This is a genomic window from Methanoculleus nereidis (assembly GCF_032944295.1).
In the GTDB taxonomy this organism is placed as follows: Archaea; Halobacteriota; Methanomicrobia; order Methanomicrobiales; family Methanoculleaceae; genus Methanoculleus; species Methanoculleus nereidis.
This window is the reverse complement of record NZ_JABFFQ010000002.1, coordinates 170585-194760: the sequence shown is the minus strand read 5'-3', so window position 1 is coordinate 194760 and position 24176 is coordinate 170585. Positions and strand designations below refer to the sequence as shown.

Below are 24176 nucleotides of genomic sequence, written 5' to 3'. Positions count from 1 at the left end.
TCAGGAATCTTCTCACACAATCAGGAAAATTGGAGACTGGTAATGGGGAAACCACGATGGAGAGTGATGAACCCGCTTTGCCGTTCCAGTCTGTTGAAGGGGAGATGCAGGGAGAAGCGGATCTGGATGCCGCCGGGTCCGTTTTCGATGAAGTGGACGGGCAACCGGAGCAGTCTCCCGTAGAAGCGCAGGAGAGCGAGGGGGTCGGGTTGTTCAGCGGAGTGGTGCCGATATCGGGAGACACCGCTGCACAACGCGCAGCGGGCAGCGAAAATCCGGTCAGGGCACTCCTCAACCGGATCGGGCAGCACGAGGCGAATGCCGGCTCAAAGGCTGTTCCTCCCCTGTCTGCGACGGGGGGTGTCGGGGCAGAGCCGGAAGCGCCGGCCTCGCTCTCCGGGCGCAGCACTCCTGCCGGTATCCTCGACCGGATGAGAGGGTGGCGGGAGACCGATGCACCCGGCCCCTCCGGCCCGAAGGAGATCGCCGAGCCCGAGCCTGAGCCCGAGCTCGACGATGACGGCGTAGTGACGGTGGAGGAACTCGGGAACCTGGCGGACCTGATCCTCCCGAAGAGTGCGACGTTCACGATCGATGAACTGAGCATAAACCGTGTCGAGCACAATTTTGATTTTGTCGATAATGCCCGGGTCGTATCGGAGTTCGATGACCTCTTCTCCCAGGCCTTCTCCTCGACTTCGCTTGCCGCAGTTGCAGAGGTGGCGGCTCCTGCCGAAGAGGTTTTACAACCGCGGTTTGGGTTCCTCAAGAGGTTCCAGCTCCCCGGGGCCGGGACGGTGATCGAGGAGTACAACCCTGTGCAGCATGGTCCGCTCGTCGATCTCGCGATGCGGCCGTCGCCGGGACTTGAAGAGATCGAGCTCTACCCGGTAAACGAGCCGTACGCCTACGTCCGGGTGACCTACGACAGCACGACGCACGAGTATACTTATCACGTCCTTGAGCCCGTACTCACGCCCGCGGAGCAGGAACTCTTCGGTGAGATCAAGGAACGCCTCTTTGAGACGCTCAATATCACCACCCGTGACCTCACCCGCGACGAAGCACGCAAGGCGCTTCGCGATTCTGCGAACACGGTCATCGCCGATTACGGGATTCACCTTCCGCCGCTCGGGCGGGAAAAGATTCTCTATCACGTGGAGAAGGAGTTCCTCGGCGACGGACTGATCGACCCGGTGATGCACGATAAGTACATCGAGGATATCTCCTGCGACGGCGTGGACAGTGCCATATTCGTTTACCACACGACATACGAGTCGATGAAGACGAGCCTCGTCTACCACGATGCCGCTGAACTCGACTCATTCGTCACGAAACTTGCGCAGCGGGCCGGGAAGTACATCTCGATCGCCGAGCCTATGCTGGACGCCACGATGAGCGACGGGTCACGTATCCAGATGACGCTCGGGGCGGAGGTGACCGCTCACGGCTCGACGTTCACCATCCGTAAGTTCCGGGAGGAGCCGATCACGCCCACAGACCTGATCGAGTGGCACACCTTCTCGCCGCTCGGCATCGCCTTCATCTGGCTCGCGGTCGAGAACGCCAAGTCCTGCATATTTGCCGGAGGGACGGCGTCCGGGAAGACCACGACGCTGAACGCTTTATCACTGTTTATTCCGCCGCTTGCAAAGATCGTCACCCTCGAGGATACCCGGGAGCTGAAACTCCCCCACCCGAACTGGATCCCGAGCATCACCCGCGACTCGTTCTCGCAGGACGGGCGGGGCGAGATCGATATGTACGAGCTCCTGCGTGCCGCCCTCCGGCAGCGCCCGGAGTATATCCTGGTCGGCGAGGTTCGTGGCCGCGAGGCCCTGACGCTCTTTCAGGCGATGAGCACCGGTCACGTCACCTACGCGACGATGCACGCCGATTCCGTGGCAAGCGCCGTTCACCGTCTGGAAAACCCGCCGATCAACGTGCCGAGGAACATGCTTTCCGCGCTCTCCCTGATGTCCATCCAGGTGCAGGCCCGGGTGGGCGGCCAGCGGATCCGGCGCAACAAGCAGCTCATCGAGATCCTGGATATCGATCCCCGGACGAACGAGTTGATCACGAACGAGGTCTTCCGGTGGCATCCGGCGACTGACGAGATCCGGTATTCCGGCAAATCCTACATCCTTGAACAGATCATGGAAGACCGGGGATGGAGCGAGGAGCGGATGCGTGAAGAGCTGAAGCGGCGGCAGGAAGTGCTGGAATGGATGCGTATCAAGAAGATCCGCCACTTCAAGGACGTGAGCAAGATCCTGGTCTCCTACTTCCGGGATCCTGAGACGGTCGTCCAGCGGGTGCGGGCCGACCTCTACGGGGAGGGTGGTTCCGCATGAACACCTATGAGCGGTTCTGCTTCAACCTGATCGGCCACGGCCTGAAGGAGAAGCGGGCGGATTACATCAGCCTTCGAAACGACCTGATGGGTGCCCGGATGAATACGCCGTTCGAGGCCTATCTTGCGACCGCGTACGTCTCCTCGGTCGGCGCGGGGCTGGTCGCCGCCATGCTCATCGGGCTTCTGACCTACCTCCTGCGGATTCCCGACATGATCGTCTACCGTGGAGCGGTCCCGGAGGTCTTCTACGCGCTGAACGACTACAAAATGCTGCTCGGCACCATCGCCATCACGGTCATCTCTCTCCTGATATTCGGGGGGATAACCTACCTGATCTTCCTCCTGTATCCCAGCATACAGGCCGGGGAGCGCCGCAGGAACATCGACGCCACGCTCCCGTACGCCATCAACTACGTCACAGCCATGTCTTCAGCCGGGATCACCCCCGACGAGGTCTTCCGGCTGCTCGGCCAGAGCACGATCTACGGCGAGAGCGCCGTCGAGGCACGTTACGTCGCCCGGGAGACCGACTTCTTCGGGAAGGACCTTCTCGAGGCCCTGCGTGCGGTCTCGCAGGCGACGCCGAGCGAGCGGATGCGTGAGTTCCTGCAGGGGGCCGTTGCAAGCATCTCCAGCGGGAGCAACCTTACGGAGTACTTCCGCGCCAAGGCTCACCAGTATACGCTCGAGAATAACCAGCAGCAGAAGTCGTTTTTAGAGACGCTCGGGCTGATCGCGGAGTCTTATGTTACCGCGATGGTTGCCGGTATGCTCTTTCTGATCATCCTGCAGTCGATCATGACACTCATCTCCGGCGATTCGAACCCGTTTTTCCTCTACATCATCATCTACCTGCTTGTACCGTTCGGGAGCATGATGTTCGTCATCCTGATCAGTTCCATGACTCCGGAGGTGTGATATGGGCTTCAAGGAAATCTTCGACGACTTTTTGAACAGAAACCGCACCCGGGGCGGCGGCGCGGAAACGATCACTCCGGAACCCGACCCGTTCACGGAGCGGGAACAGGAGATCTTCGGGAAGATTGAGAACTGGCGGAAGTACCAGGAAGGGTTTTACCGGTTCCTGAAACACCCGCTTCAGGTGATGATGGATGAGCCCGCCACCGTCCTCTTCGTCTCCGTTCCGGTGGCGCTCTTTCTCTTCATCGGCGCGCTGGCGAGCATGGTGCTCTCCTACGGCGTCAGTGTCCTCTTCACGACGACGATGATCGACGATGTCTTTGTCTTCGCACTCCTCATCGCCATCGTACCGCTCGCGGCCCTCGACCTCAAAGAATCGCTGCGTGTGTCGAGCATTGAGGGATCCCTCCCGAACTTCTTCCGTGATGTGGCCGGAATGAACGATTCGGGCATGACGCTCCCGCATGCCATCCACATCGTCTCGGAAGGCGAGTACGGGTCGCTCACGCCGCATATCCGCAAACTCGATACCGAGATGTCCTGGGGCGTCCCGTTCGTGGAGGCTATCCGCCGGTTCGGGAAGACCGTGAATACCCCGCTCGCCGAGCGGAGTGTCGATCTCATCGCCCACGCGAGTTCCGCCGGCGGCGACGTGAGCGAGGTGCTGCGGGCGGCGGCGCACGACGCCTACGAGTTCTTCAACTTAAAGACGGAGCGCAAGAACGGGATGATGATCTACATGATCATCGTCGTTATGTCGTTCTTCGTCTTCCTCTTCGTCATTGGGGTGCTCTCGAGCACCTTCCTGACCACCATGGCGGAGGCGGGCGAGGCGGTCGCGGCGTCGGGTTCGAGCCAGGCGTTCATAGGCACCGTGGATCTCTTCCTCTACAACCGGCTCTTCTGCCACGCCGCACTGATCCAGGGATTCTTCTCGGGGCTTGCGGCAGGCGTCATGGGCGAAGGCCGGGCGCTTGCAGGGCTGAAGTATGCCGCTATCATGGTACTGATCGCCTGGATTGCGTTTCGGTTCTTTATCTAACGGCCATTGAAGAATAGTGGATCTTCGGGCCAACCTGGTCCGAAGCGAAGTCGGGTGTTAGGCCCCAGAGCCTAACACCGACTGATTGCATCGTATTTTTTCCAGTACCATTGCAACGCGTCGCGTTCCACGCGTTTTACAAAAGTATCTTTGCCGTCGCAGTATCCCCCTATATCTCCGGGATACCGCATGGCAAGTTCTGACTTGAGAGCGGCGTATGCAGAACAGACATCGGGATGGCACCTCAGGTAATCCCGGAAGGCTAAATGCCTTGTGATATTCTGCACGCTATCGTACTGGAAGGCATGTATCTGGTGAGTGCGGTTCTCCCCGCCTTTGCGAAGATACCTTCTTCCAGGTATGCCAAGTTCACCCATGGATTCATAGCCGATAGCCTCAAACTGCCCGGATCTCTCATCGATCTGCTCGATACTCAGTACAACCGGCATGATATCGATGATGGGTTTTGCCTTCAGTCCCGGCACGGACGTGCTGCCGATGTGAAAGACCTCGATCAGGTTCTCTTTCAGGATATCCTCCATCTGGCGGGCTTCCGTGCGAAAGAGATCCGGCCAGATCGGATCATAATCGACAACTCTTACGTTTATGTAATCGAGAACGGTTGCGTCGAGCGTGTCTGCCTCTCTTGTTCATCTCCCATAGTTTGGCCCGATAGTACAATACTGTTATTCCGGTCGATCCTGCTGACATCGGCCGCCCTGCTCTCCATTAATCCGTCAATCTTCCCTTGCTGCCGGAGTCCACCGCCAGCATTCCTTTGTTGTATCCGTCCGGCCTGACCACTATTGCAACGATTCTCAGTTGCCGGCACTCTCAACGTATTGATCTGTTCTCGCACTGCCCGGGAGTTTCCCCGGGCACGGGTAAACCGGAGCGGGCCTCCTGCTGCAGCGGGGGAAGGGCGGGGTTGATCGCACCCGTTCCAGAGATTATTTAGCCTTCCTGGAAAGATGTTCTGGCATGAAGATGCAGGCAGTCATCACCGGTAAAGGAGTGCACAGCGTGGATTACCGGTTCTTCCTGCTCCAGAGGTCCCTTGAACTGGGATTTCAGAGGTTCAATGCAAGAAACCAGATGCAGAATGGCGTCGAACAGGTGGTGGTGCAGTACGAGGGCGAGCCCGGGCAGGTGGATGCATTCAGCTCCATCATCCGTGAGGGGCGCCCTCCGGATGCAGATGTCTCCGATATTGCGTTTGAACCGTATGAGGGCTACGTCCTCCCGGTGATCGATTATCTGCATGTCATCCAGGTCGAGCAGCTCACAAAAGGCATCCCCGCAATCCTCAGCATCGACAAAAAGCAAAGCAGCATGCTTGAGAAACAGGACCGGATGCTTGAGAAGAGTGATCAGATGCTCCAGAAGATGGATCGGATGGAGATATCCATTACGGGTGAGATCCGCGATCTGCGCACTGATCTGTGTTCTCACCTCGATAAAAGACTCTCTGCAATGGAACAGGATATTCAGCAGATCAAGGCAAAGATCGGCCTGTTATAAGATCCTTATTTTGTCTCTCTGTGGTTAGGGGCCGGCAGGTTCCTGGTGCAGCACCCGGGCATGACAACCGCCACTGCCTGGAGCAGGATTCTGGTCTTTGCAAGCATTCCGGATCTGGCTATTACCCCTCGCGCCGGCGCAGCAACCCCTATCGGGGATCTTCACGGTCATGCGGGGGGCGGGCCCCGTCGCAAGTCGAAGACCTGTGGTCTTCTCAAGCTCCGGCCCTTCGGCCCGTCGCATCCATAAACCATCCCAGAATAGCCTCCATATCCACGTGCTCCTCGAAGTGCCGCGCCAGATCGTCGTAGGATGCCGCGGCCCCGAGGGCACCGCTCTCTGCCGCCACCGGTTCGAAGGCTACGCCACGCCGCTCCGAGAGGTAGGCGAGGAGGGCGTTTGCCGCACCGGGGTTCTGGAAGAGGCCGTGCATGTAGGTTCCGAAGACCAGGCCGTCGGGGGTTGCGGCTCCCTCCCCGTCGAACGCTTCGGAGAGGTCGCCCCGCTCCGTCTCGCCCATATGGATCTCGTAGCCGTCCACCTCCCCCATCGCCGGGAGGATGGGGCCTGGCCCGGTCGCCCGGCGCCGTACCTGCACCGTCGTCTTGCGGTAGCCGGTAAAGGCCGTGACGACGTCGAGGAGCCCGAACCCCGGGTGCTGTGCAGGGGTCCCCGACTCGATGCCGGCATCAACGATCCGGCGCCCGAGCATCTGGTAGCCGCCGCAGATCCCGATGATCGGGATCCTGCGCTCCCGTGCGAGCCGGAGTTCCTCCCCCACTCCGTGGCGGTTCAGCACGGCGAGGTCTTCCACGGTGTTCTTCGTTCCGGGCAGGATGATGCAGTCGTAACCGGAAAGCGTTCCGCCGGGCAGGACGTAGTCCACCGCGGCGTGCTGCTCGAGGAGTTCGAAGTCGGTGAAGTTCGATATCCGGGGGAGGCGGAGGACGGCTATCCTGACCGGCGTCCCGGTCTTCCGGTCTCTCTTGTCGCCGATCGAGAGCGAGTCCTCGCTCGGGAGGGGGATATCGGCGAAAGGCACCACCCCGAGCACCGGGACGCCCGTGAGTTCCTCGAGTTTTGCGACGCCCGAGGCGAAGAGTTCCGGATCTCCCCGGAACTTGTTGACGATGACCCCGGCGACGAGGGGCCTGATGTCCTCCGGAAGGAGGGCGAGCGTCCCGTAGACCTGGGCGAAGACCCCGCCCCGCTCGATATCGGCGACCAGGACGATGGGGAGACGGAGCGAGCGGGCGAGGCGTATGTTCGCGATGTCGCGGTCGTAGAGGTTCACCTCCGCCGCTCCCCCGGCACCTTCCACCACCACGTTCCCGAAGCGTCTCCGCAGCCGTTCGAACGCGGAGACGGCCTCATCAAGAAGCGTATCGGTCTCTCTGTAGTAGTCCCGGATCTGCACATCCTTATATGGGCGCCCGAGCAGCACCACCTGCGAGACCGAATCCCCCTTGGGTTTGAGGAGGACCGGGTTCATATCGGCCTCCGGTTCGACCCCGGCCGCGAAGGCCTGGACCGCCTGGGCGATCCCGATCTCGCTCCCGTCGGCCGTGACATAGGAGTTGAGGCTCATGTTCTGGGATTTGAACGGCGCAACCGGGATTCCGCGCCGGTAGAGCGCACGGCAGAGCGCCGAGACGGTCACGCTCTTGCCCACGTGGGATGCTGTTCCGAGCACGATGAGAGACATTGCTGGCAGGAGAGTTGGGCACGACGGATTATTAAGGGCGGGGTTTCATGGTGTTGTATGGAGTTCTCCCCTGCCGCCCGTCTCCTCCTGGAACGCCGGTACCTCCTCCCCGGTGAAGCGCCGGACGGCCTCTTCTCCCGGGTCGCCGACGCCGTGGGCGGCCCGGCGAAGTCACGCGAGTTCTTCTCGCTCCTCTCGGACCTCCTCTTCCTCCCCAACTCCCCGACCCTGATGAACGCGGGCACCTCCGCCGGGCAGCTCTCGGCCTGCTTTGTCCTCCCGGTGGAGGATACTCTCGAGGGGATCTTTCGAAGCCTCGGCCACATGGCGCTCATCCACCAGTCAGGGGGAGGGACCGGGTTCTCGTTCTCCCGCCTTCGGCCACGCGGCGACGCCGTCAACGGGGTCGTGGGCGCCGCAACCGGGCCGGTCTCGTTCATGCGGGTCTTCGATGCGGCGACCGGGGCGGTCAGGCAGGGCGGCCGGCGGAGGGGAGCGAACATGGCGGTGCTCGCGGCCTCCCACCCCGACATCGAGGAGTTCGTCACCTGCAAGCGGGCAGGAGATTTTCCGAACTTCAACATCTCCGTCGGCATCGACGCCCGGTTCTTCCGGTGCCTGGAGAGGGGGGAGGAGTACGACCTCATCAACCCCCGCGACGGTATGGTCTCGCGGAGCATCGATGCCCGGGCGCTCTGGCGTCTCATCGCCGCATCCGCCCGCATCTCGGGTGAGCCGGGCGTGCTCTTCCTCGACGAGATCAACCGGAGGAACACCACCCCGCACCTCGGCCCCATCGAGGCGACCAACCCCTGCGGCGAGCAGCCGCTCTACCCCTACGAGAGCTGCAACCTCGGAAGCGTCAACCTCGCCCGGTGCATCAGACAGCACGACCTCGACGAAGACCTGCTCGCCACCACAGTCCGGTGCGGCGTCGACTTCCTCGATGCGGTTGTCGATGTCAACCGCTTCCCTCTCCCGGAGATCCGGGAGAAGACCCTTGCCACCCGGAAGATCGGCCTCGGGGTCATGGGGTTTAGCGAAGCGCTCATACGCCTCGGAATTCCCTACGAATCAGAGGGAGCGCTCAGGTTCGCCGGGAGCCTGATGGAGCGTATTCAGGAGACGGCCCGGGAGCGCTCAGAGGAGCTCGGGAGGGAGTCGGGGTCGTTTCCGGCGATCGAAGGGTCGGTCTTCTCGGGGGATATGCGCAACGCCACCGTCACCACCATCGCCCCCACGGGCTCGATCCATCTCATTGCCGGGACGACGAGCGGCATCGAGCCGGTCTTCTCGTTTGCCTACGACCGGACGATCGACGGGCAGCCGGTCAGCATCGTAAGCGATCTCGTCGCTGAGTTCCTGCCGAAGACCGCCGGCGGGAAGGACGTGGCGGAGCACGTCCGGCGGCACGGGACGGTCGAGGGCCTCCCGCTGGATGATCACACCCGGGATCTGTTCAAGACGGCTATCGAGATCGCACCGGACCACCACGTGCGGATGCAGGCCGCGTTCCAGAAGCACGTGGACAACGCCGTCTCAAAGACCGTGAACTTGCCGGAGAGTGCAACCGTCGATGAGATCGCCCGTATCTTCTCCCTCGCCCACGACCTTGGATGCAAGGGCACCACCGTCTACCGCTACCGGAGCAGGCCGGACCAGATACTCTCCCTGGGGTGCGATGTCTGTCGTATTGACGAATAGCATGCCAAATAATATATAACGAGAGCTGAAAGGTACATGCAATGAACGGTGGGATATGTCCGACTTGCGGACTGCCAAAGGAACTGTGTATCTGTGAAGAAGTTGCCAAGGAACAGCAGAGAATCAGCGTAAAAATCAATAGGCGTCGGTATGGAAAGGAAGTCACGGTCATCGAGGGCCTCGACCCGTACGACATCGACCTCGAAGACCTCTCGAAATTCCTGAAAGCGAAACTGGCCTGTGGCGGCACGGTCAAGGACTCCTCGATCGAGTTGCAGGGCAATCATCGCGAGCGGGTGAAAGACCTGCTCGCCCAGAAAGGATACAACATGGAAAATATCAGTTGACCGCGTTGTCCTCTATAGAGGACCCGGACACCTTTTTTTTACCGAAGATGACTGCACGGGGAGCGCAAGCTCTCTCTCGCGGAGGGCTGCACCATACTCGGTGCGGCAGACATTATAATCAGCAGACAGGTACAATATTGGGAGTGGACGGCTTATGGTAATGAGATGTTCGTTTGCACTCGATCCCGACCTGATGGAGCAGATCGACCAGTTTGCCAGGGAGCACGCGTTCGACCGGAACGAGGCGATTCTCGAACTGATCGAGGCCGGCCTTGCCTGTAAGGACGGAGGGACGGTGACGGTGCGGCAGCAGCGCTCGTTTGAAGAGTTGAACCACCTCCAGCAAGAACTCAAGGACGTCAAAGAGGTTCTTACCGAGCTCCGCAACGAAGTCCGGCTGGTCCACCACACGATCGAGACCGACTGGAATAAAGAGGCGAAGGGCGTTCCGTTCCAGACGAAACACCCCTGGGAGTTCTGGCGGAAGTGATCCGCTAACTGATGATATTTGCGATGCTCCGGAATCCCTCGCCGGAGCAGTCATCACAGACGACTGCTTCAACCTTCGTCATATCGACGCTGGGCGCATCGCGGCACCGGCTGCAGTAGGCCCGTGCCGGTGACGGGAGTTCTCTTCCTTTGACCACGACAAGAGCGGAGTGGACGCAGAGCCTGCACAGGTCGACGGGAACGGACTCGTTTTGTGTGCACTGCACCCGGCCCCGGACAACCGGGAGGCGGCGGGGCTCATTCATAAGCTTCGACCCGGTAGCCTGCACGGCCGAGAATCCCGGCGACCTCGCTCCGCCAGACGAGGTCGTCGTCGGTTCCGAGCGGTACCACTGACTCCTCCCAGCATCGGCGGAGAACTGCGTCTTCAGTATCGAGGCTCCTCCTCCCCTTCACCTTCCCGGCCTCCCGGCCGTCGGGGGCGAAGATCCGCATGGCACAGCAGACGTAGGACCGGCAGATCAGCGGGCGACTGTCGTGGATGGTGCAGATATACTTCCCCTCTTCTCCCGGGAGGCCTCGCAGAAATGGACACCAGGAAGGGTGCGCATCGTTTTCGGCGGTGTCCCTGAAGGCATCGAGGAATCGCTCCTCGACCCGGGCGCGAAATGTCCCGCCGACGACCTTCTGCCGGCAGAGATAATCCCGGCTGGTGAGCCTTTTTTCGATCTCGATGAGTTGGCCGCCTGCGTTCATGCAGCACTTCCCGCAGAGCGTACATTCAAACGCTGTCATCGTCTCTGTAGGGTCTTCGTGCAACGATGAATAAAGGTTCGGGAACGGGGCGCTGCATCACCCCAATAGGGTTAAATCGATATGCATACAATGGAGTGGCATGAAGGTGTGTATAATGTGCGGAGGGGAGGGCACACGGCTCCGCCCCCTCACATTCGGGCGTCCTAAACCCTGTATTCCGATCGTCAACAAACCCTCGATCCAGCACCTGGTCTCACACCTGGCGAACCTCGGGTTCAACGACGTGGTGATCACGCTCGGCTACATGAGCGAGGCCATCGAAGCGGCCCTCGGGGACGGGTCGCTTTTCGGGGTCAACGTCACCTATGTCCATGAAAAGACGAAACTCGGGACGGCGGGCAGCGTCAAGAACGCCCAGAAATACCTTGAGGAACAGCCGTTCCTTGTCGTCGGCGGCGATCATGTAGTGGGCTTAAATCTGCTTGAGTTCTACCGCGAACATCTCGCAAACGACTCGATCACCACCATCGGGCTCATAAGCATCGACGATCCCACCGAGTACGGGATCGCCGAGATCGACGCGAACTACCAGATCAAACGGTTCAAGGAGAAACCGAGTCCCGGAGAGATCTTTTCAAATCTCGCGAGCACCGGGATGTACGTCTGCGACCCCGATGTATTCGACCATATCCCGACCGGCGAGAAGTTCGATTTCGCCCGGAACCTCTTCCCCGAACTGATGGAGGAGGGCTATCCCCTGAAGGCCTGGCTTGCCCGCGGCAACTGGTCCGATGTGGGGAGCCCGAGGTCGCTACGGGAAGCGGAACGGTGGAAACTGCAGGATATCGGGTTCACCAACATCTCCGGCGACCTCTACATCAAGGGCGCCCGTATCATGGGGCCAGCGCAGATAGGAAGCTGCGTCTCGGTTGCGGCGAACTCCCGGGTGATCGGGCCGGTATCGATCGGCGCCGGGACGATCATCGAGGAGAGCGTTGTCATCGGGCCGTATACGAGCATCGGAGAGGGGTGCATCATCAAGAACAGCGCGAAGATCTTCTCCTCGTCCATCTACAACCGGGTGGTGATCGGGAGTGACACCACCGTCAGCGGGAGCATCATCGACAACGATACGCTCATCGGCAGCGGGTGCAACGTCGAGCACGACACGGTCATCGGGCCGCACGTGGTGCTGAAAAACAATGTGGTCGTCCATTCCGGGACCCGGCTCTGGCCGGAGGTGATCGTTCCGGAGGGGACGGTGGTCAAAGAGCACGTCTTAAACGAGGACTACGATACCCGGACCGAAGGGTCGTAGCGGGTTATTCCACCTTATTTCACAGATCCGGGGTTCAAGGGGTGCAAGAAAGCCCCCGGCTTTAGCCGTGGAGAGCGTCAGGGGTCCTGGCACGTGAGGGGCAAGTGGATGCCGGCATGGTTGCACGCGAAGACTGTGTGATTGCTGCCCTTGCGTCTTCCTTTCGCGTCCTTCGCGTGAGACGGATCGCCGATACCGCCCGCACGAAGCGGCAACCCGGGGTGTGTGGGATTATCTGGACGTTCTGGAGCACTAACCGTGCCGCACGAGCCGGTGCGTCAGTGCGACGAGGGGATGGCGGGCGTAATCGAGCACCTTGATGTCGTCGAGCGTGCTGAGGTTCAGTGTCCGTGCCGTCCGCTCCATACCGAGCTCGATGTTCTCCCGGACCTCGATGATGTAGGCGTCGAGGTTCGTGATCCCGAGCCGTTTTGCCGCGATCGCCCGGTGGTGGCCGTCGACCAGGATCCAGCGGCCCGGCCGCCGGACCACGATCAGGGGTTCGGCGAGCCCCTTCTTGATCTCGTACATCCTTCCCTCAAGTTCGTCCTCATAGATCTTCGACTGGGTGGGCAGGAGGTCGTTGATCGGGACCGAGCCCCGTTTCAGGGTCGGTTCGACCCCGTAGAGTTTTTTCAGAGTCTCGATGAACTTGAAGACTTTCTCCGGCGAGACGTGCTCGATCTGGGACCTGATGACGTCGGCGTTCGACATGATCCCGATGAGTTCGTTCTTTTCGTTGACGACCGGGAGTTTCTGGATGCCGGAGCGGAAGATGACGCGGGCTGCATCGTTCACGCTCATATCGGGGTCGGCGACGATGAGGTGGCGGGACATCACCTGCTCTATCGGTGTCGACGGATGGACAAAGAGAAGGTCCCGCGCCGAGATGTAACCCACCACCTCTTTTGAGTTCTCCACGACCGGGAAGCCGTCGTGATGCGTATTTTTTATTGCTTCGATGACGTCCCGGATCGTTCCATGTGCGTCGACGGTGACGACGTCGTAGGTCATGTAATCCTTGACCTTCTTTTTATCCATCATGATAGTGTCACGCTGGCTCGACATGAATTATTCGGTTGAAATAGCTATCGGCATGAAAAATAGGGTTATTCGATGGGGATTGTAGTCCCGGTCTCGGTCGGCGCTTTCTTCAGCCGGACCTCGAGAACACCGTTCTTGAATGAGGCTGCGGCGTTCTCTTCGGTCACCTCGGCAGGAAGCAGCACCGTGCGGCTCATCTGGCCGTAGACACGCTCCCGCATAAAGAAGTCCCTGGTCTCCTCCTCGGTCTCGCCCGTCCGCCTGCTGGTGATCTCCAGGTGCTGGGGATCGCTGAGCCGGACGGCGACGTTCTCTTTCTCGACGCCGGGAAGATCGGCAACAACGATTACTTCGTCTTCGTGGTCCCGGACATCTATGCGGAAGTCACGAACTGCCGGGACGACGCGGCCCCTGACCTCTTCTCCCCGTGCGCCGATTCCTCCGAGCATGGACTGGAACCTGCTCTCCATCTCGGCCATGAGGTCGTCGAAGTCCTGCCATATCGTCCGGTATGGTCCTCGTTCGATTCTTGCCATTGTAATCGCTCCTATCTACGTGTATTGCCCTGAGGCGAGCAGGTCGCTTAGGGCTAACCTTAAGGTAGTGTTGCTGTAATATATATCTATTCTTTGATGCACCTTCTCCCCTCCAGAACAATATCATTTTATTTCACCAAACGGCGATTGTACTCGTAATGAAAAAGTCACAGCAGAAGACACCCAAGAGCGATACCGCGCCATGGATGAAATGGGCCTATGTGGGAATCGCCCTGCTCGTGGCGGTCGCCATGGTGGGGACGTACCTCGCCCCGATGTTTGAGAAGAAGCCGACCGCCCAGGTGGGAAATACGGCGGTGATCGGCTACACCATTCTCGACGAGGACGGGCGCCCCCTCATCACGACCGACCAGAACCTCCTTGCAAGCGAGTACGAGAAGGGAAACTTCGTCCTCCTGACCTACGGCCTGGAGATGCCCGTCGGCGCACAGGTCTCGGGTGAGAACATCGCCGTCATGCCGATCGTGTATCCTGAGATCACGGGCTTCTCGGGCTTCGGCCTGCTGGGCTTCGAGACCAACGCCATCTCCGTGGGGCTCGTCGGGATGCAGGCCGGCGAGACGAAAACTATCGATTTCTCCTACGGCGTAAACGACCTTGAGATGAATCTGAGCGTGGAGGACGCAAACGGCATCGGCCTCAACTTCACGAATACGAAAGTGGGCGACCTTGTCCCGCTCGGGTTGGCAGCGTCGCCGGACATTCCTCTCGGCAACGAGACCAACGAGACCGCGGCACTGCGCTTCGGGGAGGTCGTCGACAAGACTGATGACTCGCTGGTCATCACGCACCGCTACGGCAGCGCCCGGGTCACGCTCAGCGGCATAACGGGGTGACGGCACCCCCACAGTTTTTTATAGTCTCCCTGCTTTCTGCCATATATGGCGGTAACAGTGATAAGTTTCTACCAGGAAGGCTGCATGGGGTGCGAGGAGCAGACCCCGATTCTTCGCGAGGTGGAAAAGGTTCTCGGGATCGAGATAGAAGAGATCGATGCCGTGAAGAACCCACACTACATCAAAACGTACAACCTCCGGGTGACGCCGACGACCCTTGTCCTCGAGGGCGACGAGGTCAGGGAGCGGATGGAAGGGCTTGTCCACCGTGAAGACCTCGAGGCCGCGATCCGGCGCCACCTGCAGAAACCCCTGCCCCGGTGAGAGATCACCGCCTCTGGTAGCGTCCCTCGAGATACCCGTAGATCCGCTTCACCCTGCGGGCTACCGTCTTCCATCCTTCTTTTCGCAGAACCGGGCCGTCGCGGAGTTTGATGTGCGATATCCGGATCCGCCGGCCTGCGAAGGTGTAGGCTTCCCCGACGATAAACTCCTCCTCTCCTTCCATGGTCTGATAGAGCGGGAGGGTCGTGCGCCCGGTGTGAATCGACGCCTTCACCACGACCTGCTCGATTCCGCGGGTCCAGAGGGTCGTCACTTCGCCGGCCGCCGCCCGGCGGACCCGCTTTGCTCCGGCCTCGATGCCGGTGACCTCGACCCCGAAGACCTCGTCTTCGCACTCCGCGGCGATCTGGTCCCCGAGGCTTACAACCTCGTCGGCGAGCATCTCGACGCTGCAGACCACTGATTCAGTTTCATGGCTCACGATGGCTTTGATGGTGAGGATCTCCGGCTCAGGCGGCTTCGGTATTCGGTGGACCTGGCCGCACTCACTGCACTGCACCACCAGTTCGGCGGCTTCCCGAAGAATCTGGTGTTCGCACTCCTCTTTACAGACGGGGCAAACGATGCTAATCATTCATTAGCAATAGCATCCCTCTCCTAATAAGCATGAAGGCGAGGGATATCGTGCGGGCACGGGGGCACCCGCTGGTCCGGGGGGCCCATCCGACGACGTTTGAGGTGACAAAAGACGAGACGCTGACCGCAGCCGGCGACTGCATCATCGGCGTCGCCGCCGATAAGGGCGCCGCAGACCTCGATCCTGGCTTAAAAGAGCTGCTCCGCGATGACCGGGCAGTGCTCACGACCCGGCTTACCGCAGGGGGCGAGACCATCGAGGTCCGCTCAGGGGGCAGCGCGGCGTTCACCCTGGACCACCCTGCCGACCTCGTCTGGCGGCGGAGCGACTTCATCTCGGACCGAACCGTGGGCATCCGCTCCAACCGGGTGGCGGCGACCCTCCCCCGGGCGTTCATCGAGGCGCTCCAGCGGGGAGAGGACCTGGTCGTTGAACTCGAGGTAGAGATTCCTGAGAACGACTGTCCGTAGGACCGGAGTTTGAGCACCGCCAGGTGCGACTCGCGAAACCCGTGCGGTTGCCGGTGCTCCTATGTTGCACGGGAAACCCGTATGCCCACCCGCGATGCCGCCAGAGATAGGTTTATGCGTTCACAGCGCGGGAAACTGGTCAGGTATGCAACTACTGACCCCGGCGCTCGAAGACCTTCTTGAAGACCTGGAGGAGCTCGATCGCCTCCTCCATCCGATCAGGGCAGGAGATGGAGCCGTTCGCGCAGAGGACCTGCTCCTGCAGAAATCCCGCCTTGCCGAGATCTACGATCTGGTCGATGAGCTGATCGCCGGCATCCGGAGTGTCGACATCGGCTGCCGGCGGTACCGGGATCGGTTTGCCCGCCTCCCTGCCGGCTGCCTCTGCACCGGGAAGGACGGTGTCATCCTGGAGGCGAACCGGGCGGCGGGCACCCTGTTCGGTCGTGCTCCCGGCCTCATGCAGGGTACACCTCTCGATGCGTACCTTAACCAGGAAAGCATCCCGGCGTTCCGGTCGGCGGTTGCAGCGCTCTCCCGGGGTGAAGAAGTCCCGGTGCAGGAGTTTTCACTCACCCGATTCGATGGAACCCCCATTCCGGCTGCCGTGGCGGTTTCGACCTCGTACGACCCCGGCAGCGGTGCACCCGAACTCCTCTGGGTGTTCTGGGATGTATCCGGGAAGAGAAGGAGAGAATAGGCTGTCCGGTGGCAGACCGGGCTCTACCGGTCCCGGCCGAGTTCCGTAAGTTTCATCTCAGCCGTGCCGAGGAGGTCTTCGCACTGTTTGACGAGAAGCGCGCCCCGTTCGTAGATGGCAATGCTCTCCTCAAGGCTCGTGTCGCCGTCTTCGAGTTTCCGGACAATCCCCCGCAGTTCTTCCAGCATCGTTTCAAATGTCTCTGTCATACGTTATCTCCTCCACGACGGCGCTCGCCCGGCCGTCCTTCATTTTCAGCGCCACGCGCTCGCCCGGTTCAAGGTCGCCGACACTTCTCGCGATCTTCCCCCCCGACTCGACGATGCAGTAGCCCCGGTCGAGAACGGCGAGCGGGTTGTGCCCCGCAAGGCTTGCGCGGATCTCCGCGAGGGCGGAGCGTTCCCGCTGCACCCGGGTAACCGCCGCCCGCCTGAGCAGTTCCTCATGCTCCGCGAGGCGCTGCATCCGTTCGTTGATGCGGCGCGCGAGCCGTCTGGGGTGCATGCGCCCCCGCAGGTCCTCGACCTCGTTTTGTGAGGCGGCGAGGCGGTGGAGGAGGAGCGCTTCCATCCTCTCCCCACACCCGGCAAGTTCCCGGAGCACCTCCCGGCGTTCCGGCACCGCCCGCTCCGCCGCTGCGGAAGGCGTCGGCGCCCGGAGGTCTGCAGCAAAGTCGCAGAGGGCGGTGTCCACCTCGTGCCCGACGGCGCTGATCACCGGTGTTCTGCACGCCGCAACGGCCCGCACGACGTCCGGGTGGTTGAAGGGGAAGAGGTCCTCGAAACTCCCTCCCCCACGCCCGACGACGATCACGTCCACGAGCCCGTCGATCCGCCGGATCGCCTCCGCGATTTCGATATGCGCCCCCCCGCCCTGGACAGCCGTCGGGGAGAGGACCACCTCGGCCGGATACCGCCGGGAGATGACCGAGAGGATATCTGCGAGCGCCGCGCCGGTCCTGGAGGTGACCACACCGATCCGCTGCGGGAACGTGGGCAAGGCCCGTCTCCGTCCGGGATCGAAGAGCCCCTCCGCGTCGAGTTCCTGTTTCCAGCGCTCGACCATGAGGTGGCGCTCACCGAGGCCCGCGGGGTGCATCTCCCGGACGATGAACTGGTACCTGCCCTGGGGTTCGTAGACCTCCACGGACCCCCAGGCGAGGACGTCCATCCCGTTTTTCGGCTCGAACGCGAGTTCTGATGCGTAACTACGCCACATGGCGCAGTTGATCAGTGCCGAACTCCTTCCGTTTCCTTCAGTTAGCGAGAAGTAACGGTGGCCGGAGGTGTGATCCCTGTAGTTGGTCACCTCCCCCCGCACCCAGATCTGGTGCAGGCGGGCGTCGTCAAGGAGGCCGCAGATGAGCCCCGAGACCTCTGAGACTGCGAGAATCGGGGTGCCGAACCGCTCCGGACCGGTGGAATGACCGCCGAGCATCATCACAATCTATTAGACCGATGGTTTATATCAAGTAGTGTTATGGGTCGTTTCGCTGTCTCGACGATGTTCTTCCACGAGTATCCCTGCGATCATATCTTCGACTACGTGGCCGAGTCCGGCCTTGATTCGCTTGAGTTCTGGGTCGAGACGCCGCACTTCTGGCTTCGCGATCGCCCGGAAGACGAACTCGCCGGGTGTATCGCCGGCCACCCGGAACTCTCGCCGATCACCATTCACGCCCCGTCGCTGGACTTAAACCCCTGCTCCATCAACCCGCGGGTCGCCGAGATATCGGTCGAGTACACCGTCGAAGCGGTTCGGACGGCAGACCGGATGGGCGCTGGCGTGGTCACCGTCCACCCCGGGAGAAGGACGGCGAAACGGCCGCCGAGCGCCTACGACTACCTGCGGTTTGATGATTACATCGCCAGGCTCCGGGAGGCGGCGGAGGGGGCGCAGGTGAAGGTGGCGATCGAGAACCTGGAGCCGCGGGTCAACTCCCTGCTCTCCACGGCAGAGGATGCGGCCGAGGTGCTCGAGCGTGAACCCTGGCTCTGGTTCACGCTGGATATGGGGCACGCCATGATGGCCTCCTGCGACGAGGTGATCCGGTTCATCGACCTCTGCATCGAACGGATGGTCAACGTCCACGTCAGCGCCCTTGGCGGGAACGGGCGCCCCCACCACCCCATCCATGACGACCCGCCCGCGACCCGGGTGCTTACGGAACTTGCCGACCGGGGCTACGGGGGATACCTCACCCTGGAACTCGAGGACATGGTTTTTCCGGGACCCCTCTCATCCGAAGAGAAGGTTGTACTCCTGATGCAGGAATCGGAGGCATTACAAGAGATATTCTCCTGAAGCGCTGGTTTTATAACATCTGCCCACGACATAATTCATAAAATGCCGGCAATCAATCAATACCGGATGCTGCCGCGTGATGCGGCGTGGAGTAAATGGTAGTCGTAGACCTTCTAACTATAGAGATCATTTTATTCATTGTTTGTCTGCTCCTTTCGGGCTTCTTCTCAAGTTCGGAAGTCGCCCTCATATCGATAACCCGGGCGAAAGTCCGCGCCCTCTTAAATCAGGGTCGAAATGGAGCGAAAGCGCTTGATACACTGAAACGATCGACCGACGGTCTCCTGATCACCATCCTGATCGGGAACAACATCGTCAACGTGGCCGCGGCGTCGCTCGCGACCGCGATCGCCATCGCCATCTACGGCGATGTCGGTATCGGGATAGCGACCGGCGTCACGGTCATCCTGATGCTGCTCTTCGGCGAGATCGGACCGAAGATGTATGCCTCCCGGCACACCGAGGCACTCGCGCTCCGCGTCGCCCGGCCGATCCTCTACCTCTCGAGGGTGCTCTACCCGGTGCTCTGGGTCGCGGACCGCATCAAGCGGCAGTTCGCCTTCAGGCCCGGCGTGACCGAACCGGTCGTCACCGAGGAAGAGATCAAGGAATGGATCGACGTCGGCGAGGAGGAGGGCACCATCGAGGAGGAGGAGCGGGATATGCTCTACTCCGTACTGCGCTTTGGAGACACGACGGTCCGCGAGGTGATGACGCCCCGGGTGGACGTCGTCATGATCGAGGACATATCCACGCTCGAGAATGCCCTCTCCCTCTTCAACGAGACAGGCTTCTCCCGGATCCCGGTCTACCACGAGCACATCGACAACGTCATCGGGCTTTTAAATGTCAAGGACGTCTTCTCGGCGGTATTCCGCCAGCAGACAAGCGCGACGATCAGGAACCTGATGTACGATCCCTACTTCGTCCCCGAGAGCAAGAAGATCGACGAACTCTTGAAGGAACTCCAGGTGAAGAAACAGCACATGGCGGTCGTCCTCGACGAGTATGGGTCGTTTGCCGGGATCGTGACGGTCGAAGACATGCTCGAAGAACTGGTTGGCGAGATCATGGACGAGTTCGACGAGGAGGAGCCCGAGGTGCAGCAGGTCGAGGACGGCGTCTACCTGGTCGACGCGCGGGCATGGGTTGAGCACCTCAACGAGGATCTGGACCTGGCACTCCCACTGACGGATGCTTACGAGAGCATCGGCGGCCTCGTCATTGACCGGCTGGGGCACATCCCCCGCCGCGGTGAGGTGGTCAAGATCGAGGAGAGCAACACAACGCTGGTGGTGATGCAGATGCGGGGCCGGCGGATCGTCAAGGTGAAACTGATCACCGCGCCCCCGGTTGTGCCGGAAGGTTCTCGGTAAGGTATCAGGGAAAACGATAACATGAAACCAGAAACACCAGTTCAAAAGAAACGGATTGCAGTGCTCGCTTCGGGGAGAGGATCGAATTTTCAGGCGGTGATCGACGCCGTTGCGGCCAAAACGATCCCGGGTATCTGCGTCGGCCTCGTCACTGACAACCCCGGGGCGTACGCGATAGAGCGGGCGAAAGACGCCGGTATCCCGGTGACGGTCGTCGACTATGCACGGTTCCCCTCGAAGGCCGCATACGAGGAGGCACTTTTATCCGCGATGCGCGGCTGCCGGGCGGACCTCTTCGTCCTCGCCGGCTACATGCGGATCCTCGGGGCCGGGATCGTCCGCGAGTTCTCGGGCCGGATGATAAACATCCATCCCGCCCTGCTCCCGGCGTTCTCCGGCCTGCACGCGCAGCGGCAGGCGATCGAGTACGGGGTGAAGGTCGCGGGCTGCACTGTCCACCTGGTGGACGAAGGGATGGATACCGGTCCCATCGTCGTCCAGCGGTGCGTGCCGGTCCTCCCGGACGACGACGAGTCGACGCTCGCCGACCGGATCCTCGCCGAGGAGCACGAAGCCCTCCCACTTGCGGTGAAACTCTTCTGCGAAGACCGCCTGGTGGTCGCCGGCCGGCGGGTGCGGGTCCGCTGACCCCCGGCCATCACCCTCTTATATATCCTCCCGCCTCCAATCTCAAGACCCACCACAAAAACGGATCGCACCATGGCAGATACTACACGAAAATCAGGCTCCCGGAGACTCGCCCGTGAGAGGATTGCTATCCTCTTTGCACGTGCCGCGGAGTTTTACCCGGAAAATCCCACCTGGAGTAACCGCTGTGTGGAACTGGCCCGCAAGATCGGCATGCGGCATCGGATACGGATTGAACGGCCGCTGAAACGCCGTTTCTGCCGTCGGTGCAACACCTACCTGGTCCCGGGATCGAACGCCCGGGTCCGGGTTCACCGGGGGCGCGTGGTCGTCACCTGTCTTGCCTGCGGACACCGGTCGCGGTATCCGGTCGGGAGGCCTCAACCATGAAGAAAGAGTCGTTCCAGGACCTCAAGCCCACCATCTGGGTGGGGAAACGGGGCGTCACAAGCGTTATGATCGATGAGATTCGGCGCCAGCTCAAAGACCGTAAGGTCATCAAGGTGAGATGGCTCAGGAACACCGAGGTCAATCCTGAGGAGGTGGCGGCATCGGCCGGTGCGGTTCTCGTTGAAGTCCGGGGGCGGACGCTTGTCCTCACGGAGCGGCGAGGTGCCTCTCCCGGAGGCGGTTCTCGAAATATATAAAACGTCACTGGACGAATATGTAAAGACTGTTAGCGAGAGTGAGGTTCATCTATGACAACTGTATACGACATCCCTGCTGATATGTTCATCCGGCAGGTGGCAGAAGAACTCAAGAAAAACCCGCAGATTCAGCCCCCTGACTGGGCCGCTTTTGCGAAGACGGGGGTACATAAAGAGATGCCCCCCGAGAATGACGACTGGTGGTATGTGCGTGCAGCGGCGGTCTTCCGGCGTATCTACACCGACGGTCCGGTCGGTACCCAGAGGATGCGCTCCGCTTACGGCGGCAAGTATGACGGGGGCTCGTCTCCCAACAAGTTCAGGCGGGGAAGCGGATCCATCGTCCGAAAGATCTTCCAGCAGCTTGAAGAGGCCGGGTACGTCTCCCACGGAAGCGAGGGGCGCATGGTCTCCGCGGCCGGCAGGTCCTTCCTCGACAATGTTGCAAACGGCATGAAGGCCCAGGCTACCACGGTTGCGCCGGGTCTTGCGAAATATTGATCCGGGAGGTATGGTGATGGTAGACGACGAGCTCGCGGAACTCCGCCGCCGAAAAATGGAACAGATGCAACGGCAGGCGTTGGATCAGCAGACCATGGAGGAAGAGGCATCACGCCAGCAGCAGATCGATGCTCAGATCCGTGCCGCCCTCATGGAGATCCTCGAACCTGAAGCGAGGGAGCGGCTCAATACCATCAAGTTGACCCGGCCGGATTTTGCGAAAGCGGTCGAGCAGCAGCTGGTGATGCTCGCGCAGAGCGGCAGGATCCGGCAGCGGATCACCGACGAGCAGTTAAAAGCCCTGCTTGCCCAGCTGACGCCGTCGAAGAAAGAGTTCAGGATTACGCGGAAGTAATGGAAGCGGGTGTGCTCTTCTCAGGAGGGAAAGATAGTTCGCTCGCAGCAATCATGCTCGCGCGCGATTACGGTGTGGAATTGAATACCTGCGTATTCGATCCCGACCGCGAGGTCCCGGAAGTGCGGGCTGCAGCGGCCGCTCTGGACCTGCCCTTCAAGAAGAGGGTGCTCGGAAGAGATCTACTTCAAGAGGCTGTCGACCTGCTTCTCACGTGTGGCTACCCCAACGACGCGATCGATATGGTCCACCGGATGGCGGTCGAGATCCTCTCGGCTGAGTATGCGGTGGTCGCCGACGGCACCCGCCGGGATGACCGGGTTCCCCGGCTCGAGCGGTCTGAGGTGCAGCATCTGGAGATGATCTCCGGCTGCTCCTACGTCCGGCCGCTCTTCGGCTACGGGAAACGTGAGGTGGAACGCCTCTCTGGACGGCTGCTTGTGGTGCGGTACGGTGAGACGGGCAGCATTGGGAACGGTGACTACGAAGGTGAGATCCGGGACGCGCTCCGCGCCCGCGGTATCGATTCGGCGTCGTTCTTTCCGCCCGGCCACCTGCAGTCGCTGGTGGTCGGCAGGAAGGATACCTGAGAATACGAGAGTGAGAACTATGAGCAAGTTAATGAAGGGCCGGAAGATCCGGCTGGCAAAGGCATGCGAGCAGAACCGCCGCGTGCCGGCATGGGTGATGATCAAGACCAACCGTGCGGTTGCGTCGCATCCGAAGCGGCGCAACTGGAGGCGGAGCTCCCTGAAGGTGTAAGACTATGGCAGAGACATTGAAGGAACATATCTATATCATCCCTCTCCGCGAGGTGAAGCGTGCACCCCGATGGAAACGGGGCAACACCGCCATCAAGGACATCAGGGCGTTCCTTGTACGGCACATGAAGAGCGAGGATGTCAAACTCGATAAGAGCATCAACGAGAAGGTCTGGGAGAACGGCAGTTCGAAACCCCCGCGCAAGATTCGCGTCCGTGCGATGAAGTTCGAGGACGGGCAGGTCCAGGCCGAGCTCGCCGAGGAGTGAGATGACAGGGACGATCGATCTGTCCGGCGATCCGAACATAGGCGTGTACGCCCGCGTATTTGAGGATATTGCGATCGTGTATCCCGGCGCTCCGGATGAGTTCACCGGAGCCCTTGCACGGGAACTCGATGTCGAGATCGTGAGCACCTATATTCAGGGCAGCAGCATCATCGGTTCGCTTGTTTCCGGAAACAGCCAGGGCCTGGTCGTCAGCGGCCTTGCCACCGACGAGGAACTGGCGGTCTTGAATGAGTACCGGGACATATATCTGCTCGAGGAGGGCATGAACGCGGCAGGCAACGTGATCCTCGCAAACGACTATGTTGCTGCCGTCCATCCCGATATGGAGATCGACGTCGCCGAAGAGATCGGGTCGTTCCTCTCTGTGCCGGTGATCCGGTTGTCGCTTGGCGGTATCAAGACCGTCGGCATGGCCGGGTCCGCGACGAACAAGGGTATTCTCGTCCACACGAGAACCAACGATACGGAGATCACGAATCTCGAACGGGTCGTCGACCTTCCGATCGGCCTCGGGTCGGTCAACATGGGGAGCGGTCTCGTGGGCTCCGGGCTCCTTGCAAACAGTAAGGGCTACATCGCAGGATCCGTTACGACCGGGTTTGAGCTGGGACGAATAGAAGAAGTCTTTGGGTTTTTGGAGTGAAT

32 protein-coding genes are annotated in these 24176 nt (G+C 60.8%); 23 read left to right on the top strand and 9 right to left on the bottom strand.

The window, feature by feature from the left end:
* Positions 1-56: 56 nt before the first annotated feature.
* Genes HL657_RS05445 through HL657_RS05435 form a run of 3 tightly spaced genes read left to right on the top strand, consistent with a single transcriptional unit; the run spans position 57 to position 4319 of the window.
* Entirely contained in the window at positions 57-2354 is a 2298-nt protein-coding gene (locus HL657_RS05445) for a type II/IV secretion system ATPase subunit (RefSeq protein WP_317295812.1), read from the top strand.
* Complete coding sequence (locus tag HL657_RS05440; protein ID WP_317295811.1) at positions 2351-3274, top strand: type II secretion system F family protein; 924 nt, start codon at positions 2351-2353, stop codon at positions 3272-3274. The genes HL657_RS05445 and HL657_RS05440 overlap by 4 nt, the downstream gene beginning before the upstream one ends.
* Before the next feature lies 1 nt (position 3275).
* On the top strand, positions 3276-4319 hold the full coding sequence (locus HL657_RS05435) for a type II secretion system F family protein (protein WP_317295810.1): 1044 nt from the start codon (positions 3276-3278) through the stop codon (positions 4317-4319).
* 71 nt (positions 4320-4390) lie between these two features.
* Here the strand turns inward: HL657_RS05435 and HL657_RS05430 are convergent, their stop codons facing one another.
* Positions 4391-4927, bottom strand: coding sequence for a GrpB family protein (locus HL657_RS05430; RefSeq protein WP_317295819.1), 537 nt, complete (start codon positions 4925-4927; stop codon positions 4391-4393).
* Positions 4928-5300: 373 nt separating this feature from the next.
* On the opposite strand from HL657_RS05430, the gene HL657_RS05425 reads away from it, so the two are divergent.
* Entirely contained in the window at positions 5301-5840 is a 540-nt protein-coding gene (locus tag HL657_RS05425; protein WP_317295809.1) for an acylphosphatase, read from the top strand.
* 214 nt (positions 5841-6054) lie between these two features.
* On the opposite strand, the gene HL657_RS05420 is transcribed toward HL657_RS05425, so the two are convergent.
* Complete coding sequence (locus HL657_RS05420) at positions 6055-7545, bottom strand: cobyric acid synthase (protein ID WP_317295808.1); 1491 nt, start codon at positions 7543-7545, stop codon at positions 6055-6057.
* A gap of 57 nt (positions 7546-7602) precedes the next feature.
* Between HL657_RS05420 and HL657_RS05415 the strand changes: the two genes are divergently transcribed.
* From HL657_RS05415 to HL657_RS05405, 3 genes are all read left to right on the top strand, one after another.
* On the top strand, positions 7603-9249 hold the full coding sequence (locus HL657_RS05415) for an adenosylcobalamin-dependent ribonucleoside-diphosphate reductase (RefSeq protein ID WP_317295807.1): 1647 nt from the start codon (positions 7603-7605) through the stop codon (positions 9247-9249).
* A 41-nt stretch (positions 9250-9290) separates the two neighbouring features.
* Entirely contained in the window at positions 9291-9596 is a 306-nt protein-coding gene (yciH, locus tag HL657_RS05410) for a stress response translation initiation inhibitor YciH (protein ID WP_011844832.1), read from the top strand.
* Between the two features lie 154 nt (positions 9597-9750).
* On the top strand, positions 9751-10086 hold the full coding sequence (locus HL657_RS05405; RefSeq protein ID WP_317295806.1) for a type II secretion system protein E: 336 nt from the start codon (positions 9751-9753) through the stop codon (positions 10084-10086).
* 4 nt (positions 10087-10090) lie between these two features.
* Here HL657_RS05405 and HL657_RS05400 read toward each other — a convergent pair whose 3' ends face one another.
* Positions 10091-10351 (bottom strand): hypothetical protein, encoded by a 261-nt coding sequence (locus tag HL657_RS05400; protein ID WP_317295805.1) that lies wholly within the window; start codon positions 10349-10351, stop codon positions 10091-10093.
* The gene (locus HL657_RS05395) at positions 10344-10841 is read right to left on the bottom strand and encodes a YkgJ family cysteine cluster protein (RefSeq protein WP_317295804.1); all 498 of its coding nucleotides are present in this window, start codon (positions 10839-10841) and stop codon (positions 10344-10346) included. Before HL657_RS05395 ends, HL657_RS05400 begins: the two co-directional genes overlap by 8 nt.
* A gap of 100 nt (positions 10842-10941) precedes the next feature.
* Here HL657_RS05395 and HL657_RS05390 point away from each other — a divergent pair, with 100 nt between their 5' ends.
* Positions 10942-12120, top strand: coding sequence for an NDP-sugar synthase (locus tag HL657_RS05390; protein WP_317295803.1), 1179 nt, complete (start codon positions 10942-10944; stop codon positions 12118-12120).
* Between the two features lie 252 nt (positions 12121-12372).
* On the opposite strand, the gene HL657_RS05385 is transcribed toward HL657_RS05390, so the two are convergent.
* A complete protein-coding gene (locus HL657_RS05385; protein WP_317295818.1) occupies positions 12373-13161 on the bottom strand; it encodes a CBS domain-containing ParB/RepB/Spo0J family partition protein in 789 nt (262 codons plus the stop codon).
* Between the two features lie 68 nt (positions 13162-13229).
* On the bottom strand, positions 13230-13700 hold the full coding sequence (locus HL657_RS05380) for an Hsp20/alpha crystallin family protein (protein WP_317295802.1): 471 nt from the start codon (positions 13698-13700) through the stop codon (positions 13230-13232).
* Between the two features lie 158 nt (positions 13701-13858).
* Here HL657_RS05380 and HL657_RS05375 point away from each other — a divergent pair, with 158 nt between their 5' ends.
* Complete coding sequence (locus tag HL657_RS05375) at positions 13859-14557, top strand: hypothetical protein (protein WP_317295801.1); 699 nt, start codon at positions 13859-13861, stop codon at positions 14555-14557.
* Positions 14558-14602: 45 nt separating this feature from the next.
* Entirely contained in the window at positions 14603-14881 is a 279-nt protein-coding gene (locus tag HL657_RS05370) for a thioredoxin family protein (protein ID WP_317295800.1), read from the top strand.
* A gap of 4 nt (positions 14882-14885) precedes the next feature.
* On the opposite strand, the gene HL657_RS05365 is transcribed toward HL657_RS05370, so the two are convergent.
* Positions 14886-15476, bottom strand: a complete 591-nt coding sequence (locus HL657_RS05365) for an HVO_0476 family zinc finger protein (RefSeq protein WP_317295799.1) — start codon at positions 15474-15476, stop codon at positions 14886-14888.
* Positions 15477-15508: 32 nt separating this feature from the next.
* Here HL657_RS05365 and HL657_RS05360 point away from each other — a divergent pair, with 32 nt between their 5' ends.
* Together HL657_RS05360 and HL657_RS05355 are read left to right on the top strand one after the other, a co-directional pair.
* Entirely contained in the window at positions 15509-15949 is a 441-nt protein-coding gene (locus HL657_RS05360; RefSeq protein ID WP_317295798.1) for a DUF371 domain-containing protein, read from the top strand.
* A gap of 145 nt (positions 15950-16094) precedes the next feature.
* On the top strand, positions 16095-16649 hold the full coding sequence (locus HL657_RS05355; RefSeq protein ID WP_317295797.1) for a PAS domain-containing protein: 555 nt from the start codon (positions 16095-16097) through the stop codon (positions 16647-16649).
* Between the two features lie 23 nt (positions 16650-16672).
* On the opposite strand, the gene xseB is transcribed toward HL657_RS05355, so the two are convergent.
* Together xseB and xseA are read right to left on the bottom strand one after the other, a co-directional pair.
* Positions 16673-16858 (bottom strand): exodeoxyribonuclease VII small subunit, encoded by a 186-nt coding sequence (xseB, locus tag HL657_RS05350; RefSeq protein WP_317295796.1) that lies wholly within the window; start codon positions 16856-16858, stop codon positions 16673-16675.
* Positions 16842-18089 (bottom strand): exodeoxyribonuclease VII large subunit, encoded by a 1248-nt coding sequence (gene xseA / locus HL657_RS05345; RefSeq protein WP_317295795.1) that lies wholly within the window; start codon positions 18087-18089, stop codon positions 16842-16844. Before xseA ends, xseB begins: the two co-directional genes overlap by 17 nt.
* Before the next feature lie 39 nt (positions 18090-18128).
* Between xseA and HL657_RS05340 the strand changes: the two genes are divergently transcribed.
* The 11 genes from HL657_RS05340 (at position 18129) to HL657_RS05290 (ending at position 24174) form a co-directional block, all read left to right on the top strand.
* Positions 18129-18953 carry a sugar phosphate isomerase/epimerase family protein gene (locus HL657_RS05340; RefSeq protein WP_317295794.1) on the top strand — a complete coding sequence of 275 codons (825 nt, stop codon included), beginning with the start codon at positions 18129-18131 and terminating at the stop codon, positions 18951-18953.
* Positions 18954-19048: 95 nt separating this feature from the next.
* Complete coding sequence (locus HL657_RS05335) at positions 19049-20329, top strand: hemolysin family protein (RefSeq protein ID WP_317295793.1); 1281 nt, start codon at positions 19049-19051, stop codon at positions 20327-20329.
* A 21-nt stretch (positions 20330-20350) separates the two neighbouring features.
* Positions 20351-20977, top strand: a complete 627-nt coding sequence (gene purN, locus HL657_RS05330; protein ID WP_317295792.1) for a phosphoribosylglycinamide formyltransferase — start codon at positions 20351-20353, stop codon at positions 20975-20977.
* A gap of 72 nt (positions 20978-21049) precedes the next feature.
* Positions 21050-21367 carry a ribonuclease P protein component 4 gene (locus HL657_RS05325; protein WP_317295791.1) on the top strand — a complete coding sequence of 106 codons (318 nt, stop codon included), beginning with the start codon at positions 21050-21052 and terminating at the stop codon, positions 21365-21367.
* Entirely contained in the window at positions 21364-21624 is a 261-nt protein-coding gene (locus HL657_RS05320) for a YhbY family RNA-binding protein (RefSeq protein ID WP_317295790.1), read from the top strand. Before HL657_RS05325 ends, HL657_RS05320 begins: the two co-directional genes overlap by 4 nt.
* Positions 21625-21675: 51 nt before the next feature.
* Complete coding sequence (locus HL657_RS05315) at positions 21676-22125, top strand: 30S ribosomal protein S19e (RefSeq protein WP_317295789.1); 450 nt, start codon at positions 21676-21678, stop codon at positions 22123-22125.
* 16 nt (positions 22126-22141) lie between these two features.
* The gene (locus HL657_RS05310; protein WP_317295788.1) at positions 22142-22480 is read left to right on the top strand and encodes a DNA-binding protein; all 339 of its coding nucleotides are present in this window, start codon (positions 22142-22144) and stop codon (positions 22478-22480) included.
* A complete protein-coding gene (locus tag HL657_RS05305) occupies positions 22480-23070 on the top strand; it encodes a DUF7411 family protein (protein ID WP_317295787.1) in 591 nt (196 codons plus the stop codon). The genes HL657_RS05310 and HL657_RS05305 overlap by 1 nt, the downstream gene beginning before the upstream one ends.
* A gap of 19 nt (positions 23071-23089) precedes the next feature.
* Entirely contained in the window at positions 23090-23242 is a 153-nt protein-coding gene (locus tag HL657_RS05300; protein ID WP_011844805.1) for a 50S ribosomal protein L39e, read from the top strand.
* Positions 23243-23246: 4 nt separating this feature from the next.
* Positions 23247-23510 (top strand): 50S ribosomal protein L31e, encoded by a 264-nt coding sequence (locus tag HL657_RS05295; protein ID WP_317295786.1) that lies wholly within the window; start codon positions 23247-23249, stop codon positions 23508-23510.
* Between the two features lies 1 nt (position 23511).
* Positions 23512-24174, top strand: a complete 663-nt coding sequence (locus HL657_RS05290; RefSeq protein WP_317295785.1) for a translation initiation factor IF-6 — start codon at positions 23512-23514, stop codon at positions 24172-24174.
* Positions 24175-24176: the final 2 nt, after the last annotated feature.

What these genes read in the sequence shown, in the direction of transcription:
- HL657_RS05445 (WP_317295812.1), top strand. Translation starts at nt 57, where the DNA reads ATGGAGAGTGATGAACCCGCTTTGCCGTTCCAGTCTGTTGAAGGGGAG.
- HL657_RS05440 (WP_317295811.1), top strand. Translation starts at nt 2,351, where the DNA reads ATGAACACCTATGAGCGGTTCTGCTTCAACCTGATCGGCCACGGCCTG.
- HL657_RS05435 (WP_317295810.1), top strand. Translation starts at nt 3,276, where the DNA reads ATGGGCTTCAAGGAAATCTTCGACGACTTTTTGAACAGAAACCGCACC.
- HL657_RS05425 (WP_317295809.1), top strand. Translation starts at nt 5,301, where the DNA reads ATGAAGATGCAGGCAGTCATCACCGGTAAAGGAGTGCACAGCGTGGAT.
- HL657_RS05420 (WP_317295808.1), bottom strand. Translation starts at nt 7,545, where the DNA reads ATGTCTCTCATCGTGCTCGGAACAGCATCCCACGTGGGCAAGAGCGTG.
- HL657_RS05415 (WP_317295807.1), top strand. Translation starts at nt 7,603, where the DNA reads ATGGAGTTCTCCCCTGCCGCCCGTCTCCTCCTGGAACGCCGGTACCTC.
- yciH (WP_011844832.1), top strand. Translation starts at nt 9,291, where the DNA reads ATGAACGGTGGGATATGTCCGACTTGCGGACTGCCAAAGGAACTGTGT.
- HL657_RS05405 (WP_317295806.1), top strand. Translation starts at nt 9,751, where the DNA reads ATGGTAATGAGATGTTCGTTTGCACTCGATCCCGACCTGATGGAGCAG.
- HL657_RS05400 (WP_317295805.1), bottom strand. Translation starts at nt 10,351, where the DNA reads ATGAATGAGCCCCGCCGCCTCCCGGTTGTCCGGGGCCGGGTGCAGTGC.
- HL657_RS05395 (WP_317295804.1), bottom strand. Translation starts at nt 10,841, where the DNA reads ATGACAGCGTTTGAATGTACGCTCTGCGGGAAGTGCTGCATGAACGCA.
- HL657_RS05390 (WP_317295803.1), top strand. Translation starts at nt 10,942, where the DNA reads ATGAAGGTGTGTATAATGTGCGGAGGGGAGGGCACACGGCTCCGCCCC.
- HL657_RS05385 (WP_317295818.1), bottom strand. Translation starts at nt 13,161, where the DNA reads ATGGATAAAAAGAAGGTCAAGGATTACATGACCTACGACGTCGTCACC.
- HL657_RS05380 (WP_317295802.1), bottom strand. Translation starts at nt 13,700, where the DNA reads ATGGCAAGAATCGAACGAGGACCATACCGGACGATATGGCAGGACTTC.
- HL657_RS05375 (WP_317295801.1), top strand. Translation starts at nt 13,859, where the DNA reads ATGAAAAAGTCACAGCAGAAGACACCCAAGAGCGATACCGCGCCATGG.
- HL657_RS05370 (WP_317295800.1), top strand. Translation starts at nt 14,603, where the DNA reads ATGGCGGTAACAGTGATAAGTTTCTACCAGGAAGGCTGCATGGGGTGC.
- HL657_RS05365 (WP_317295799.1), bottom strand. Translation starts at nt 15,476, where the DNA reads ATGATTAGCATCGTTTGCCCCGTCTGTAAAGAGGAGTGCGAACACCAG.
- HL657_RS05360 (WP_317295798.1), top strand. Translation starts at nt 15,509, where the DNA reads ATGAAGGCGAGGGATATCGTGCGGGCACGGGGGCACCCGCTGGTCCGG.
- HL657_RS05355 (WP_317295797.1), top strand. Translation starts at nt 16,095, where the DNA reads ATGCAACTACTGACCCCGGCGCTCGAAGACCTTCTTGAAGACCTGGAG.
- xseB (WP_317295796.1), bottom strand. Translation starts at nt 16,858, where the DNA reads ATGACAGAGACATTTGAAACGATGCTGGAAGAACTGCGGGGGATTGTC.
- xseA (WP_317295795.1), bottom strand. Translation starts at nt 18,089, where the DNA reads ATGATGCTCGGCGGTCATTCCACCGGTCCGGAGCGGTTCGGCACCCCG.
- HL657_RS05340 (WP_317295794.1), top strand. Translation starts at nt 18,129, where the DNA reads ATGGGTCGTTTCGCTGTCTCGACGATGTTCTTCCACGAGTATCCCTGC.
- HL657_RS05335 (WP_317295793.1), top strand. Translation starts at nt 19,049, where the DNA reads ATGGTAGTCGTAGACCTTCTAACTATAGAGATCATTTTATTCATTGTT.
- purN (WP_317295792.1), top strand. Translation starts at nt 20,351, where the DNA reads ATGAAACCAGAAACACCAGTTCAAAAGAAACGGATTGCAGTGCTCGCT.
- HL657_RS05325 (WP_317295791.1), top strand. Translation starts at nt 21,050, where the DNA reads ATGGCAGATACTACACGAAAATCAGGCTCCCGGAGACTCGCCCGTGAG.
- HL657_RS05320 (WP_317295790.1), top strand. Translation starts at nt 21,364, where the DNA reads ATGAAGAAAGAGTCGTTCCAGGACCTCAAGCCCACCATCTGGGTGGGG.
- HL657_RS05315 (WP_317295789.1), top strand. Translation starts at nt 21,676, where the DNA reads ATGACAACTGTATACGACATCCCTGCTGATATGTTCATCCGGCAGGTG.
- HL657_RS05310 (WP_317295788.1), top strand. Translation starts at nt 22,142, where the DNA reads ATGGTAGACGACGAGCTCGCGGAACTCCGCCGCCGAAAAATGGAACAG.
- HL657_RS05305 (WP_317295787.1), top strand. Translation starts at nt 22,480, where the DNA reads ATGGAAGCGGGTGTGCTCTTCTCAGGAGGGAAAGATAGTTCGCTCGCA.
- HL657_RS05300 (WP_011844805.1), top strand. Translation starts at nt 23,090, where the DNA reads ATGAGCAAGTTAATGAAGGGCCGGAAGATCCGGCTGGCAAAGGCATGC.
- HL657_RS05295 (WP_317295786.1), top strand. Translation starts at nt 23,247, where the DNA reads ATGGCAGAGACATTGAAGGAACATATCTATATCATCCCTCTCCGCGAG.
- HL657_RS05290 (WP_317295785.1), top strand. Translation starts at nt 23,512, where the DNA reads ATGACAGGGACGATCGATCTGTCCGGCGATCCGAACATAGGCGTGTAC.